This window comes from Pseudodonghicola xiamenensis DSM 18339 (assembly GCF_000429365.1).
GTDB classification, from domain to species: domain Bacteria; phylum Pseudomonadota; class Alphaproteobacteria; order Rhodobacterales; family Rhodobacteraceae; genus Pseudodonghicola; species Pseudodonghicola xiamenensis.
Genome location: NZ_AUBS01000029.1, coordinates 1 through 14,082 on the forward strand (window position 1 = coordinate 1; position 14,082 = coordinate 14,082).

The window sequence follows — 14,082 nt, forward strand, 5'->3', positions numbered from 1 at the left end:
CTGGACCGTATTCCTTCGGTGCATCGCTCCAGCGTAACCCATTGCGGTTGACGAAGATTATCCCGCTCAGAACACGACGATCATCGACCCGTGGGCGGCCATGGCTCTTCGGAAAAAACGGCTCGAGCCGCGCCATCTGCTCGTCGCTCAGCCAGAAAAGATTGCTCACCACACCCTCCTATAGTTGGAGAGCGTGAATCACGCCGCCAGTGGCGCCGCAAGCCGATTAATGGGTCCTGAGCCTAGGTGTTTGATCCCATGGTTTGATGGTGCGATCCATTCGCTGGAATGGAAGGAAGCACTATGGGACAAGTTCGTCACGGCTGCGCCACGACCACGCACGCCATCCGAGCAGCAATACAGCGATCGCAAGCTTCGACCGCGGCGCTGAGTCGGGAACTGGGGATCAATCCGAAGACGGTGGCTAAGTGGCGCAAGCGCGAGACGGTCGAGGATTTGAAGACTGGGCCGCCCAAGGAGCCCCGGTCCTCCGTTCTCAGGCCGAGGAGGCGATGGTCGTTGCCTTTCGGCGACACACGCTCTTGCCGCTGGACGACTGCCTCTATGCCCCGCCGCCCACAATCCCGCACCTAACCCGCTCGGCGTTGCACAGATGCCTGCAACGTCACGGCATCTCGCGTTTGCCCGAGGTCGAAGGCGACAAGCCAAAACGCCAGCGGTTCAAACGATATCCCATAGGCTTCTTCCATATGGATATCGCGGAAGTACAGACCTCTGAAGGCAAGCTATATCTCTTCGTGGCAATCGACCGCACCAGCAAGTTTGCCGTCACCCAGCTCGTTGAAAAGGCCGACAGGCGCACCGCCTGGGAGTTTCTGGAGCACTTGCTGGAGGCCGTTCCCTACCGCATCCATACGATCCTGACCGAGCGAGCCATTGAAGGCGCCATCGGTTCGAGCCCAATGGCGAGCGGCATTCAGTTCGCCGACCAGCCTCGGAACAGGAACACCGCCTATTCCCGGCCCATGCGGTTCGATTTGATCTGCGAGGCGAACGGGATCGAGCACCGGCTGACCAAACCGAACCATCCATGGAGTTCCGAGGATCGGAAAACATTCCGGGGGACTGTTTTCCCGAGGGACGGCCAAGTCGAGCGGCTGAACCGAACGATCAAGGAGGCCACCGTGAAACGCTTCCATTACGATAGCCACGATCAGCTCTGCGCCCATCTCACCGACTTCATCGCGGCTTACAACTTCGCCCGCAGGCTCAAGACCCTCAACGGGCTCACACCCTACGAATACATTTGCAAGATCTGGACATCCGAGCCCGACAGATTCATCCTAAATCCGATCCAACAGATGCCGGGACTGAACACCTAAACATAGCGGAGGATCACTTCAGTCGGGGAAGACCAGCATGGCGCGCAGATAGGATGCCGCATGTGCCGCGGCACACAGCCTGTGCACGACATTCCGGTCTGCCTCGGTCACGGCGCGGATGCGGTTCGACCCGCCAGGAAGCTTGCGGCGGGCGCACGAAGATCGGTCTTCAGTCAAGGCAACGTTCCTGTCCGGTCGAGCGACGCCCCCATGACGGCGATTTGCCTCGGCCCGATCAAGCCGCAGAGTGGGAATATTACTCCACGAAGGCCGCTCCCGAGCGCTGCATGCGCTGCCTGCCCCGAAACTTTCGCCCACTATATCGAGCAAGTTCCGACAGGAACTGCGTTGCGCCTGCGGCACGGCGCAAGCGCTCAGGGGCCTGGCTGCAGGTCGCCCTATCCGGCCGTGGCGCAGCTGACCGCGATCCCGGCCCCGACAAGATGGTCGCGCAGCGCCCGTGCCATGACCACCGCCTCAGCCCCATCGCCATGCAGGCAAACGGTGTCGATCCGACAGGGAATGCGCTTGCCGCTCGCCGCGATGATGGCGCCCTCGCGCAGCATCGCCTCGATCCGCGCGCCCACCTCGGCCGGATCATCCAGGACAGCCCCGGCCTCGGACCGGCTGACAAGCGATCCGTCGTCCGCATAGGCCCGATCGGCGAAGATTTCGCCGACCCAATTCGCCTGCAGCTCCCGCGCGGCCTGTTCCATCGCGGTCTGCGGCAGCACGAACAGACAGATGCCCGGTTCCACCCGCAGCGCCGCCTCGAAACAGGCCCGCGCGATCTGCACATCCTCGGCCGCCATGTTCGACAACGCCCCGTGCAACTTGAGATGGCGCACCCGTCCCCCGGCCCTGCGGGCCATCGCCTGCGCCGCACCCAACTGATAGGCAACGATATTGCCAAGCTCATCTGCCGACAGCGTCATGCGGCGGCGGCCAAAGCCCTGCAGATCGGCAAACCCGGGATGCGCCCCGATCCCCACCCCGCGCGACACCGCGCCGCGCATGGTCGCGGCCATCACCTGCGGGTCGCCGGCATGAAAGCCGCAAGCAACATTGATCGAAGACACCAGATCGAGCAGCGCCGCGTCCTCGCCCATCCGCCAGGGGCCGAAAGCCTCGCCCATGTCGCAATTCAAGTCGATTTTCATACGCGCTCCAGATCGTCGCCGCAGGTCACCCCGCTCACCAGTTGATAGGACAGAAGATCGCGGATCGTCGCCGGATCCCGAACCAGCGGGGCGCAGCGGCCCGCCAGGTCGCGCAACAGCTCTGCCTCCGAACGGATCGTCGCGATCGCCTCCTCAAGGGAAATGCGCCGGGGCTGCAGGATCACCCCCGGGGCCGCCTGCGCCACCAGCGGCAGATCAGATGGCAGCACCGTACCGATCCGCGGATAGCCTCCGACAGTCTGACATTCCGACATCAGGATATAGGGCACCCCATCACCGGTCATCTGCACGTCGCCCGGCCCGATGAGATCAGAGGCCAGACCCTTTGCATGGGCGCTGGTAAAGCGCGCGTCGGCATCAAGCTGAATGCCCTGACGGTTGCCGCGCGCACCGCGCCGGAAGGCGGTCGTGTAAAAGGCCTCGAGCACCTCGTCGCTGAACAGCGCGGTGTGCGGCCCGTCGATCACCCGAAACGTGCCGCCCTCGAATCGCGCATCGGGGACAAACCCATGGGCCGGTCGTTCCGGCACGGGATCGTCACCGACCGGCAGGCTGTCACCCGGCGCAAGGGTGCGGCCGATACCGATGTTCAGATGCGCCGCACGGCTGCCCAGCCAGGGATCGGTGGCGATACCGCCCGCCGGCGTGAGATACCCGTAGACCCCGGCGCGCGCGCCGCCAATGCGCAGTTTCTGCCCCGGCAGCACAAGATGGCTGGCATTCCACTGCAGCGGCTCCTGGTCCAGCGTCGCCGACATCGGCGCACCGGTCAGCGCAATCCGGGTCGGGGCGGTCACGGAGAATTCGCCCCCAGCCCCCGCCATTTCGATCGCCGCGCACGGAGCGTTCACCCCCAGAAGCGCCGCCGCCTCGAGCAGCGCGCAACGATCCATTGCGCCGCCGCGCGACAACCCTTCTGCAAGATGCCCGGGCCGGCCCATGTCCTGCACCGTCAGGATACCGTCGGCACGGGAAATCTGCACAGCAGTCATCGCAGAACCTCCAGCCTTGCGCCGCCCATACGGTCACCATCCTCGGCAAGGTCTGCGATCTCGTCCCAGGCGGCAGGCGCGAAGCGGATCGCATCGCCGCCCAGCAGAGGCATCGGCGGCTCACGCTCGGGAACGAAGGTGCGGAACGCGGCACGCCCGACCTGCTGCCAGCCGGTGGCCGAGGCCGCGCCGAAGAGAACGAACTGACGCACGGCCACCACCAGGGCGCCCGCCGGAACCGAGGGGTTGAGCTGCGCCATGCGCGGCAGATTCCAGGCCTCGGGCATCAGGCCGATGTAAGGCTGGCCGGGGGCAAAGCCGATGGTCAAGACCCGCAGGTCGGCCTCGCAAATCTGCCGGACGGCGGCCTCTTCGCTGATCCCCAGGGCGGCGGCGACCTCGGCCAATTGCGGCCCCTGCTCCGCCCCGAATGCCACCGGGATCGTCCAGCGGCGCGCCGGCTCCGGCAGTTCGAGCGGGCCCTGCACCGTCTCCCGCGCCATTGTCTCGAGACGGGTCTTCAGTTCGGAACGATCCGCCAACGTGGCATCGAAGCGCACAAGGACAGACACCAGCGCGGCGGCGATTTCGCTCAGCCCCTCGGGCGCGCCGGCCTCGAGCCGGGCGGCAAAGCGCCGTGCCGCCGTCATCGCCACCGGGTCCGGCGTCAGCGAAAACCGCACGAGAAACCCGTCGACACCAGCGGGCAGGACCTCCGCGGTCAGCGGTGTGGACAAGGTCATCGCGCTCACCCGTTCAGTGCATCCGCAATCGCGAGAAGCCGCGCATCGGTGCCCTTGACCCCCGCCAGCATGGTCATCGCATAGGCCGGCCTTGCCCCCGGTGTCGGCATCGCCAGCGCGCAGCCGTCGACCAAGTTCACCAGAGAGGTGTTGCGCAACATTTCGACGTTGAGCCGGTCGAATTCGGCTTCGACCTCGGCAATGCTGGGCGGCAGACGCATCAACGTCGGGGCGAGCATGGCATCCGCCCCCGCCATCGCCGCATCGAACCGCGCAACGATCTCGGCGCGGCGGGCATAGGCGGCAGCGATCTCATCGGCACTCAGCGTCTCGGCGAAGCGGATGCGCGAAAGCACGCGCGGATCGCCGACCTGCTCCAGCCGGTCGAGATCGTCGGCATAGATGCGATGCGCCTCGACCGCCACGATGATCCGGTTGAGCGAGATCGCGGCCCCGATCTCGGACATATCGACGGTCACCAGCGCATGGCCCAGATCCGCGATCCGCGCCATCTCTGCCTTGAACAGCACGGCGACCTCCTCTGACAGGCCGTCGGTAAAGGCACCGGTCGGCACCGCGAGGCGCAGGCTGGCCGGAACGCTCGCCTCAAGCGCGTCATCGGCCATCACCGCGGCAAGCCGCCGCAGCAGACCCAGGTCACCCGCCATCGGGCCCGGCACATCAAAGGTCGGCGCCAGCGGATGCACGCCCTGCGCGTCGATCAGGCCCTGGCTCGGCTTGAAGCCCCAGATACCGTTGGCGGCGGCGGGAATGCGCAATGAGCCACCGGTATCGGTGCCGATCGCCGCATCGGTGATCCCGAGCCCGACGCAGACCGCACTACCCGAACTCGATCCCCCGGGCATGCCGCCGGCGACCAGCGCGCCCGAGGGCGTGCCGTGATGCGGATTAAGGCCGACGCCGGAATAGGCGAATTCGGACATCGAAGTCCGCCCGAACATCAGCGCCCCGGCGGCTTTCAACCGGGCGACGGCAATGGCATCCGTCTGCGCCGCCGGACGGTCGGCCAAGAGGCGCGACCCGGCGCTGGTGACCTGGCCCGCCTCGTCAAAGAGATCCTTGACCGAGACCAACGTGCCATAAAGCGGCAGTGCCTCGCCCGCCGCGTGGCGGCGCTGCAGATCAGCCGCCTCGGCGCGAATGCGCTCAGGCGAGAATTCGGTGAAGATCGCGCGACGCTCCGCGGTGGGCAAGGCCTCGACGCGAGCAATCGCCTCCTCGACCTTTACGTGCAGTTCCTGGCTCATGCGACCTCCGGCAGGGCAATGGTTTCGTATTCATGGACGATCCTGCGCCCGCTCTTCGGGTCATGCATCTCCATCCGGAACCGCCCGGCCGGACGCACGCCGCCCTTGGCGCCGAAGGTACCGCAGAGCATCGCCACGGGTCCATCCTCGGAAAGTGCGACAATACCGCTGCCCTCGATCAGATCGGCAAACGGGCGGATCGAGGCGATGGTACCCGATTGGTAGAGCACCCATTCGCCGGCCTCCTCGATCCAGCTTGTCAGCTCGATCTCCTCGATCCGGTCGGCGATCTCGTCCCAGGGCCAGAGCTCTGCCGCGCAGGGTTTCGCGCAGACCTGTTTCGACATCGCCACCGAATGCGCCTCGAGCGCACGGTCGGTGTGATCCGACGCAAGCCCGAGATAGCGTTTGCCGCCCGCCACCACGATCAGCGGCTCGACCTCGCCGGAGGATGCGCCGCCAACCGCCTCGATCTCCGGCGCCATGGTCAGCAAGGGCGCCGACACCCGATAATAAAGCGGCGTCTGCGACGGCGCCGGCACGCCCAGCGCGGCGAGCTCCTCGATGTGGTGGGCAATGGCGGCGGCGTCGCGCCCAGTCCAGCCCGCGACGATGAGATGTTTCAGGGCGAGCGGAAGCGGCGCGCCGTTCGCGCGAAATTCGAGGGTCATCATGTAGTCTCCTGTCAAAGGATGGAGGGCAGCCAGAGCGCCAGACCCGGCGCGGCAATCAGCAGGGCAATCATGCAGAGCATGACCAGGACGTAGGGAATGACGCCGAGGATCACCTCGTTCATCGAGCCCTTCGACCGCGCGCCCTGCACGACAAAGAGGTTCAGCCCCACCGGCGGCGTGATCAGCGCCATCTCGATCAAGACGATCATCAGCACCCCGAACCAGACCTTGTCATAGCCAAGCCCGGCGACGATCGGCACGATGATCGGGATCGTCGCGACCATCAGAGACAGTGTCTCGATGAAGAACCCGAGCACGAGATAGAGCAGCACCACCAGCAGCAGGGTGCCCAGAGGCGGCAACCCAGTGTTCCCCAGCAAGGCGGTCAATTGACGCCCCAGCCCCGCCGAGGTCATGGCGAAGTTGAGGAAATAGGCCCCGGCGATCACCAGCATGATCATCGCCGAAATGCGAATGGTGCCATGCAACGCCTCGGCGATGGTGCCCAGACCCAACCCGCTGCCCAGCGTCATCGCGATCAGCACCGCGATGACGACACCGATGGCGGCGGATTCGGTAGGCGTTGCCCACCCCGCATAGATCGACCCGATGACCACGGTGAACAGGATGATAATCGGCACCAGTTGCACGAGGCTGCGCATGCGATCAGACCAGCTGAAGCTGCGCGACGGACCACCAAGCCCCGGGCGGAGCTTGCAGATCACCGCCGTGACGATCACGAAGGCCAGCGCCATCAGCAGCCCAGGAACCAGTCCCGCCGAAAAGAGCTGTGGGATCGAGGTTTCGGTCAGAAAGCCGTAGACGATCAGGTTGATCGACGGCGGGATCAGAATGCCCAGCGTGCCCCCTGCCGCGATCGCCCCGGAAAACAGCTTAGGGTCGTAATTCAGCCGATCGGCCTGCGGCATCGCCACGGTCGCCACGGTCGCGGCAGTTGCCACCGACGATCCCGAGGTCGCCGAGAACATGGTCGCCGTCGCGATATTGGCATGGATCAGCCCGCCCGGAAGCCAGCTCAGCCATTTGTCGAGCGCCCCATAGGTGCGCGCCGCGACGCCGCCGCGCACCAGGATCTCGCCCAGCAAGACGAACAGCGGAATGGCGATCAGGGTCGAGGAAGAGGAGGAAGACCAGATCACCTGGCCCAGCCCACGCAGCAACGGAAAGGCGGAAAAGAATTCCCCCACCCCGATGCCGAGGATGAACAATACGATCCCCACCGGAATCGACAGGGCCATAAGCCCGAGAAGAGAAACTGCGACAGTCCAGATCATTGGTCGAGCTCCGAGCCGATGCCGATCGAGGCCATGAATTCCGCCCGGCGGCCCTGAACCAGATAGGCGATGCCGATCAGGCTCAGCAAAGTTGCGCTCAGCGCGAACCAGGCCCATCCGGAGAACCAGATGCCCTGCGGAATCCACAGAGGCGTTTCAAGCGGGGTGTTTGCACGCGACCCGCGTTCCAGGGTTTTCTCCAGCACCGGCCAGCAATGATAGGCGATCAGCATGACGACGCCGTTGGTCACGATCATGGCGAACAGATCCATCATCGCCTGCCCGCCCGCGCCCAGACGTTGCCGGATCAGGTCGATCCGGACGTGGGCGCGGTCAAGCAGCGCGCAGGCCAGGCCCCAGCTTGCCACGGCCGCCATCACATAACCCGAGATCTCGTCTGAGCCCCCCAACGAGCCCCAGCCGGTCTTGCGCCCGATCACGTCGACCAGGACAAAGACAATCGTTGCCACCAACGCCGCTCCAAGCAGCAACGCGACGAGGCGGTTGGCGCGCCGCAGCGCGCCTTCCAATCTGTCGATCAGGCTCACAAGGGGCACCTCAGTTGGAAACGGGCACGGTCACGCCGACGACCTTGCCGACGCTGTCATTCCAACGGCGAGCCCAGTCAGCACCGGCGCGGTCAGCCCAATCGGGCAGCACCTGGGTCTCAAGCACCGTCCGCGCCGTTTCCATGTCCGCCGGGCTGGCCTCGACCAGCGTCATCGACGCGGTCTCACCCGAGGTGCACTCACCCTGCCCGGTCAGGCAGGCGATGTCGTTCTCGAGGCCACCCTGCGCCGCAGCCCAGGCCTTGTCCTCAAGCCCGACCTTGACCGCAGCCTTGAGTTGCTGCTGCGCCTCGGGCGCCAGACCGTCATAGCGATCCTTGTTCATCGCGATCACCACCGAGTCCCAGCCGCCGAGCGGCAGCGTCAGCAGGTGATCGGACACTTCCCACCAGCCAGCAGAATAGCCCGATCCGGCACCGGTCACGGCGCAGTCGATCACCCCGCGCTGGAGCGACCCCGGCACTTCGGAGAAGGCGATGTTCACCCCTTCGGCGCCAAGCGCCTCGAGCAGCTTCGTGGTCATCCGCCCCGAGCCGCGAACCTTCTTGCCCTTGAGGTCGTCCAGCGAGGTGATGGCGCCCTTGCAGAAGACCACCTGCGGCGGATAGGGCGCGATGCCCAGAAGCTCGGCATCGAAACGGTCGTGCATGATGTCCGACACCATGGGGCGCGCCGCGTCGACCATGGCCTTGGCCTCTTGCGCCGTCATCGCGACCAGCGGCACATCGAGCCCCTCGAGCTCGGGCGCATCGCCAACCGTGTAATCGGCAACCGTCTGGCCAATGTCGAAGACCCCATCACCAAGCATGCGCAGCACGTCGCCGCCAGCGATGCCCATCTGATCGAAACTGGTGAGCTGCGCGCTGAATGCACCATCGGTCAGCTTCGGCAGCTCTTCGGTCCAGAACGGCGTCGTGAACTGCTTGTAAAGCGGCAGGTTGGACCAGCTGCCGACTACGGCCAACTGGTCTTCGGCATAGGCGGCGGAACCGAGAAGCGCGACCGTCATTGCGGTCATCATTGTCTTTTTCATGAGAGGTCTCCTGTTGGGTTAATTCGTTCTGGTCGTCGGAACCGGGGGCGTCAGCCGGCATGAACACCGGTCAGGCGACGATCGGCCTGGCCGGAGGGGATATCAGTCACCAGCATGTGCCCCGGGGCATGGGTAATCGCGAGAGCGGGCTTGGCGGCAACGATCGCCGCTTGCGGGGTAACTCCGCAGGCCCAGAACACCGGAATATCGCCAGGCCGGATGTCGGGCGCATCGCCATAATCCGGCTGGTGAATGTCGGCGATCCCGATCTGCGACGGATCGCCCAGATGAACCGGCGCGCCATGGGCCAGCGGAAAACGTTGGCAGATCGAGACCGCCTGAATGGCGTCGGCCGCCGGCATCGCCCGCATGCTCACCACCACCGGGCCCGAGAACTTGCCCGCCGGTCGGGTCGCAAGATTGGTGCGATACATCGGCACGTTGCGCCCGGCCAGTTGGTGGCGCACCGGGATGCCGGCGCGGGTCAGCGCATCTTCGAAGCTGAACGAACAGCCGATGGCAAAGGACACCATATCGTCACGCCACAGATCGGCGATGTCGATGGGTTCCTCGACCAGTTCGCCGTCGCGCCACACCCTATAGAGCGGCAAGTCGTGGCGCAGGTCGATATCGCCAAGCGTCGGAAGCGCCGGATTGCCCGGCTCTCCCACCGCCAGCAGCGGACAGGGCTGCGGGTTGGCCTGGCAGAAACGCAGGAAGTCCTGGGCGTCTTCCCCGGGAAGTATCACCAAGTTGGCCTGCAGCGCATCGCCGCCATGGCCTGCTGTCGGCCCGAGGAACCGACCGTCGCGAATCTGCGCGCGCAGATTTTTGGGATCAAGGATGGAATTAGTGAGTTCGGTCATCGAAGTCCTCCGGTTCCAGTCAGAATCCCGCGGAACCACCGACTGGATCAAGAGTTCATTTATCACCAAAAATGATCTAATTATGAGATCAATCAGTCGCTGCCTCGATCGCCGCAAGCGTCACGGCGCGCCCGATTTCCTCGTTTCTTTCAGGATCGTAGCAAATCCCGAACTCAAGCGGCGGCAACACCGCCTCAGGGAGAACCTCGATCTCGCGCAGCATGGCATGCGGCCAGGCCGCCACGATGGAATGCGGAATCGTGCCGATCCCGAATCCCTGCTGCACCAGATGCAGCATGGTCGCCAATGACGCGGACCCATGCACCGTGGCCGGACGCCGCCGGCCTGAGCTGAGCCGTTCAAGCACCTGCCGGTGCGGAATGGTACTTTTCGGGAATGACACGATCGGCAGCGACACCAGATCCTCGATCCCCGCCGGGCTGGGCAAGGTGAAATGCTCAGGCGACACGAACCAGCCCATGCTCACCGGCGGCAGTGGCGCCAGCACGATGCCGCGCGGCGCCTGATCGCGCAGCAAGATCGCGACATCGAGCGCATCGTCCTTCAGTGCCTGCTCCATCTGGTCCGAGGTGTCGACCGAGATCTCGAAACGCAACATCGGGTGACGGTGGCCCAGGGTGGTCAACATACGCGGCAGGATCGTGTGGGTCATCGTCTCGGCCACGCCAAGCCGAACGACCCCGGCCATCATGCCCTGTGTCAATTCCTCGACGATCCGATCCCGCTGCGCGACAAGCACCTCGCCTTCGTCGCAAAGCCTGCGCCCCGTCGCGCTGAGCCGCACACCGCGCCCGTCGCGTTCAAAAATGGTGATCCCCATCCGATCCTCGAGATGCCGGATTCGCCGGGAAATCGCCGATTGCGCCAGCCCCGTCGCGTCCGAGGCCGCACGGAAGCCGCCATATCGCACAACGGAGCGGATGATTTCGATGTCTTTGAAGTCGAACATGGCGAAGCGTAATGCCCTGCGCGGCCCCGCTGTCAAGCGATTGCGCCAGGTTGCCAACAGGGCCACGGAGGGACATCCTTGCCCCGGCAATTGTCATGGCAAGGTCGGCCGCAAGATCGCCACCGGATAGGACCGCATGCCTGCGCGAAGCGACCGGCACGCCGCAAGCCGCCTCCCCTCCTCCGATCAGAACTGCAAGGGGTCCACCCCGACGATCCAGTCAAGAAAGCTCTGCGCGGTCCGTGACGTCGGTGTCGCCGCAGTGACGAAATAGCCGGTCCCCAGATCGACCTCTCCACCCGGCCACATGCGCAGCGCCCCCTCGCGGACCGCCCCGGCAGCGATCGAACGCCACCCCAGCATAAGACCACGCCCGTCCAGCACAGCCTGCGCCGCCTGCACATAATTGTTGAAGCTCTGCCCAGCCAGCCGGGCGCGATTGACGCCGCGGGTGCGCAGATAGTCCTCCCACCCGGCCCAATGCTGGTTGTGCGGGCTTCGCACATGGATCAGCGGCGCACGGTCCAGCCCCACGCCTTCGGCCAACAGCCGTTCGACCAGCGCCGGCGCACCCACGGGGCAAACCTGTTCATCGAACAGCTTCATCGTTCTTCCTTCGAGCCAGGCGCCAGTGCCATAGCGCACGGCAATGTCGATGCCCGGCGCAAGATGCGGCAGGTCAGTGGAGGGCGCCTGCACATTGACGGTAACCTCAGGATTGCGGGCGTAGAAATCCGGCAACCTCGGCATCAGCCAATACGTCGCCATGCCAAGGGTGCAGGACACGGTGATCTGACTGTCGTCTTGTCCGCTGAGGCTCCGGATATCCTCCAGCGCGGCCGAGATCTGCCCCAGACCATCCCGCACCGCGCGGGCCAGCAGCTCACCCGCCTCGGTCAGCCGCGCCGGACGCGTGCTCCGGTCGAACAGCGCCATACCGACATGGGCCTCCAGTGCCTTGAGCGCCTGGCTGATCGCCGGCTGCGTCACGTTGAGCCGCGCAGCCGCCTGCCGCATCGACCCATGGCGTGACACCGCTTCGAAGGTGGTCAGCAACCGTAATGGAGGAAGGGAGCTCAAAACTTCACCATTTGCTTAAGTTATCTTCAGGCTAATCCGTCTGTTTCGAAAATGAAAGACGTGAGATGTTGGTTTCACACTCCTTCACAACACTCCCCCAACATCCTGAGATACAACATGAATGTGATGACGCCTCCGGTCTCGACCCCCTCCCTGAAGGAAAAGGGCCTTGATATCATCCTGTCCGACGGCAGCCCCCATTACTTCAATTATTTCTGGCTGCGCGACAATTGCCCGGCCTCGTTCAACGCCGATACGCGCGAACGCAGCTTCGACATTTTCCATCTCGACGCAGCGCCGCGCGCCGCCAACGCGAAGATCGACGGCGACGCGCTGGAAATCGTCTGGGAGGGTGAGGATCATGTCACCCGCTTTCCGCTGAGCTGGCTTGAAAGCTACAAGGAAGCTACGCCGCGCCCGGATCCCTCGGACCTGCCGCGCCAGGCCTGGTACAGCGATCACTACCCCGATGTCCCCCGCTTCAGCCAACCCGAGCTGATGGCCGACCCCGCCGCGCGAACCCGATGGATCGAGGCGATGCTGGTCAAGGGCTTCGTGATCCTGACCGACATGCCCGACAGCGACGCCGGCCTGACCGAGACCGCAAGCCTGATCGGCCAGGTCCGGCCGACCTTCTTCGGCGATTACTTCGACGTGCGCACCCATATCAACCCGACCAACACCGCCTATACTGCGGCGGCGCTGGAGCTGCACACCGACACCCCCGCCGAGGAACACGCGCCGGGCGTCCAGTTCCTGCATTGCCGGGTCAATTCTGTGCAGGGGGGAGAAAGCCTCTATGCCGATGGCGTGGCGGTGGCGAACGATTTCCGTCACCGCGATCCAGAGGGCTTCAAGCTGCTGTCTGAAATCGCCATCCCCTTCTATTGCGAACACGACGACTATGACATGCGCTCGCGCCAGACCGTGATCGAACTGGACCAGCATGGCGAAGTCTCCGGGCTGACCATCAGCCAGCACATGCTGGATATCATCGACCTGCCCCAGGATCTGCTGGACAGCTATTATCCCGCCTTCTGCCGGTTCGGTCGGATGCTGCAGGAAGACAAGTACATGATGCGGTTCCTGATGAAGGCCGGCGAATGCATGGTGTTCGACAATCACCGCATCGTGCACGGGCGCGCGGCCTATTCGGCAACGAGCGGCGACCGCTATCTGCGTGGCTGCTATACCGACCGAGCCGAGATGCGATCGACCTATCGCGCGCTGGTCAGCGAAGGACGGTTCAAGCGATGACTGCGGCCCCTCTTCATACCCTGCCGGACCCGGCCCAAGATCCTGTCGCGTTGCGGCAGGACCTCGCCGCGGCGTTTCGCATCTGCCACCAGATGGGCTGGAGCGAATCCGTCGGCAACCACTTCAGCGCCGCGGTTTCAGAGGATGGAGCCCGTTTCCTGCTCAATCCACGTTGGCAGCATTTCGCAACCATCCGGCCCGAAGACCTGCTGCTGCTCGATAGCCACGACAAAACCGTGCTGAGCCGCCCTGACGCGCCCGATGCCTCGGCCTGGTGCGTGCACGGGACCCTGCACCGACGCAAGCCAGAGGCAAAGGTGATCCTGCATTGCCATTCGCCCTATGCGACAGCGCTCTCCTGCCTTGCCGATCCCACCATGGTCCCGATCGACAACAACACCGCCCGTTTCCATGGGCGAACCGCCTATGATCTCGATTTCGGCGGCATCGCCGATGCCGAAGAGGAAGGCGAGCGGCTGGCAGAGGCACTTGGCGACAAGACCGTGCTGATTATGGGCAATCATGGCGTGAGCATCGTCGGGGAAACCGTGGCCGATGCCTTCGAAGATCTCTATTTCTTCGAGAAAGCTGCCCAGACTCTGATTCTCGCCCGCTCGACCGGCGAGAAACTGGCCGTCCTGTCCGACGCGGTTGCACAAAATACCGCCGATGGCTGGCGCGCCTATCGTGGCATGGCCGATCGCCATTTCGCCTTTCTCAAGTCCCAGCTTCCTGCCCTTTAGGGCAGACCTTGCGATTGCGCCGGGGCCCTGTCGCGGCCCCGGCTACCTGGCCTCCCTGCGTCTCCTGC

The 14,082-nt window shown here is 64.6% G+C and carries 15 protein-coding genes and 1 pseudogene; 3 read left to right on the top strand and 13 right to left on the bottom strand.

Annotated features, from left to right (window positions below; genetic code table 11):
• Positions 1-169 (bottom strand): transposase (locus G455_RS24490; RefSeq protein WP_035366953.1); only part of this gene is annotated, 169 nt, incomplete at its 3' end.
• Between the two features lie 134 nt (positions 170-303).
• On the opposite strand from G455_RS24490, the pseudogene G455_RS0117300 reads away from it, so the two are divergent.
• Positions 304-1,343, top strand: a pseudogene (locus G455_RS0117300) (IS481 family transposase).
• An 18-nt stretch (positions 1,344-1,361) separates the two neighbouring features.
• On the opposite strand, the gene G455_RS26460 reads toward G455_RS0117300, so the two are convergent.
• The 12 genes from G455_RS26460 to G455_RS0117360 form a co-directional block, all read right to left on the bottom strand.
• Positions 1,362-1,520 carry a hypothetical protein gene (locus G455_RS26460; RefSeq protein ID WP_154664417.1) on the bottom strand — a complete coding sequence of 53 codons (159 nt, stop codon included), beginning with the start codon at positions 1,518-1,520 and terminating at the stop codon, positions 1,362-1,364.
• Between the two features lie 221 nt (positions 1,521-1,741).
• Complete coding sequence (locus G455_RS0117310) at positions 1,742-2,503, bottom strand: LamB/YcsF family protein (RefSeq protein WP_035366955.1); 762 nt, start codon at positions 2,501-2,503, stop codon at positions 1,742-1,744.
• Positions 2,500-3,516, bottom strand: a complete 1,017-nt coding sequence (locus tag G455_RS0117315; RefSeq protein ID WP_028094850.1) for a 5-oxoprolinase subunit C family protein — start codon at positions 3,514-3,516, stop codon at positions 2,500-2,502. Before G455_RS0117315 ends, G455_RS0117310 begins: the two co-directional genes overlap by 4 nt.
• A complete protein-coding gene (locus tag G455_RS0117320; RefSeq protein WP_028094851.1) occupies positions 3,513-4,259 on the bottom strand; it encodes a 5-oxoprolinase subunit B family protein in 747 nt (248 codons plus the stop codon). Before G455_RS0117320 ends, G455_RS0117315 begins: the two co-directional genes overlap by 4 nt.
• Positions 4,260-4,264: 5 nt before the next feature.
• Positions 4,265-5,527 (bottom strand): amidase family protein, encoded by a 1,263-nt coding sequence (locus G455_RS24495; RefSeq protein WP_051312595.1) that lies wholly within the window; start codon positions 5,525-5,527, stop codon positions 4,265-4,267.
• On the bottom strand, positions 5,524-6,198 hold the full coding sequence (locus tag G455_RS0117330; protein WP_028094852.1) for a DUF2848 domain-containing protein: 675 nt from the start codon (positions 6,196-6,198) through the stop codon (positions 5,524-5,526). The genes G455_RS24495 and G455_RS0117330 overlap by 4 nt, the downstream gene beginning before the upstream one ends.
• Before the next feature lie 14 nt (positions 6,199-6,212).
• Positions 6,213-7,496 (bottom strand): TRAP transporter large permease, encoded by a 1,284-nt coding sequence (locus tag G455_RS0117335; protein WP_028094853.1) that lies wholly within the window; start codon positions 7,494-7,496, stop codon positions 6,213-6,215.
• The gene (locus G455_RS0117340; RefSeq protein WP_028094854.1) at positions 7,493-8,044 is read right to left on the bottom strand and encodes a TRAP transporter small permease subunit; all 552 of its coding nucleotides are present in this window, start codon (positions 8,042-8,044) and stop codon (positions 7,493-7,495) included. Before G455_RS0117340 ends, G455_RS0117335 begins: the two co-directional genes overlap by 4 nt.
• 10 nt (positions 8,045-8,054) lie before the next feature.
• Positions 8,055-9,098: a TRAP transporter substrate-binding protein gene (locus G455_RS0117345; RefSeq protein WP_028094855.1), complete on the bottom strand. Its 1,044-nt coding sequence runs from the start codon at positions 9,096-9,098 to the stop codon at positions 8,055-8,057.
• 50 nt (positions 9,099-9,148) lie between these two features.
• Positions 9,149-9,964, bottom strand: a complete 816-nt coding sequence (locus G455_RS0117350; protein ID WP_028094856.1) for a putative hydro-lyase — start codon at positions 9,962-9,964, stop codon at positions 9,149-9,151.
• Positions 9,965-10,052: 88 nt separating this feature from the next.
• On the bottom strand, positions 10,053-10,934 hold the full coding sequence (locus G455_RS0117355; RefSeq protein ID WP_028094857.1) for a LysR family transcriptional regulator: 882 nt from the start codon (positions 10,932-10,934) through the stop codon (positions 10,053-10,055).
• Between the two features lie 186 nt (positions 10,935-11,120).
• Complete coding sequence (locus G455_RS0117360) at positions 11,121-12,014, bottom strand: LysR substrate-binding domain-containing protein (protein WP_028094858.1); 894 nt, start codon at positions 12,012-12,014, stop codon at positions 11,121-11,123.
• A gap of 117 nt (positions 12,015-12,131) precedes the next feature.
• On the opposite strand from G455_RS0117360, the gene G455_RS0117365 reads away from it, so the two are divergent.
• Together G455_RS0117365 and G455_RS0117370 are read left to right on the top strand one after the other, a co-directional pair.
• Entirely contained in the window at positions 12,132-13,271 is a 1,140-nt protein-coding gene (locus G455_RS0117365; RefSeq protein WP_028094859.1) for a TauD/TfdA family dioxygenase, read from the top strand.
• Entirely contained in the window at positions 13,268-14,014 is a 747-nt protein-coding gene (locus tag G455_RS0117370; protein ID WP_035366956.1) for a class II aldolase/adducin family protein, read from the top strand. Before G455_RS0117365 ends, G455_RS0117370 begins: the two co-directional genes overlap by 4 nt.
• Positions 14,015-14,082 lie beyond the last annotated feature (68 nt).

Excerpts from the sequence above, each read along its gene's own strand:
- G455_RS0117355 (WP_028094857.1), bottom strand. The coding sequence starts at position 10,934 with ATGTTCGACTTCAAAGACATCGAAATCATCCGCTCCGTTGTGCGATAT.
- G455_RS0117350 (WP_028094856.1), bottom strand. The coding sequence starts at position 9,964 with ATGACCGAACTCACTAATTCCATCCTTGATCCCAAAAATCTGCGCGCG.
- G455_RS24495 (WP_051312595.1), bottom strand. The coding sequence starts at position 5,527 with ATGAGCCAGGAACTGCACGTAAAGGTCGAGGAGGCGATTGCTCGCGTC.
- G455_RS0117345 (WP_028094855.1), bottom strand. The coding sequence starts at position 9,098 with ATGAAAAAGACAATGATGACCGCAATGACGGTCGCGCTTCTCGGTTCC.
- G455_RS0117335 (WP_028094853.1), bottom strand. The coding sequence starts at position 7,496 with ATGATCTGGACTGTCGCAGTTTCTCTTCTCGGGCTTATGGCCCTGTCG.
- G455_RS0117365 (WP_028094859.1), top strand. The coding sequence starts at position 12,132 with ATGAATGTGATGACGCCTCCGGTCTCGACCCCCTCCCTGAAGGAAAAG.
- G455_RS0117330 (WP_028094852.1), bottom strand. The coding sequence starts at position 6,198 with ATGACCCTCGAATTTCGCGCGAACGGCGCGCCGCTTCCGCTCGCCCTG.
- G455_RS0117320 (WP_028094851.1), bottom strand. The coding sequence starts at position 4,259 with ATGACCTTGTCCACACCGCTGACCGCGGAGGTCCTGCCCGCTGGTGTC.
- G455_RS0117315 (WP_028094850.1), bottom strand. The coding sequence starts at position 3,516 with ATGACTGCTGTGCAGATTTCCCGTGCCGACGGTATCCTGACGGTGCAG.
- G455_RS0117370 (WP_035366956.1), top strand. The coding sequence starts at position 13,268 with ATGACTGCGGCCCCTCTTCATACCCTGCCGGACCCGGCCCAAGATCCT.
- G455_RS0117310 (WP_035366955.1), bottom strand. The coding sequence starts at position 2,503 with ATGAAAATCGACTTGAATTGCGACATGGGCGAGGCTTTCGGCCCCTGG.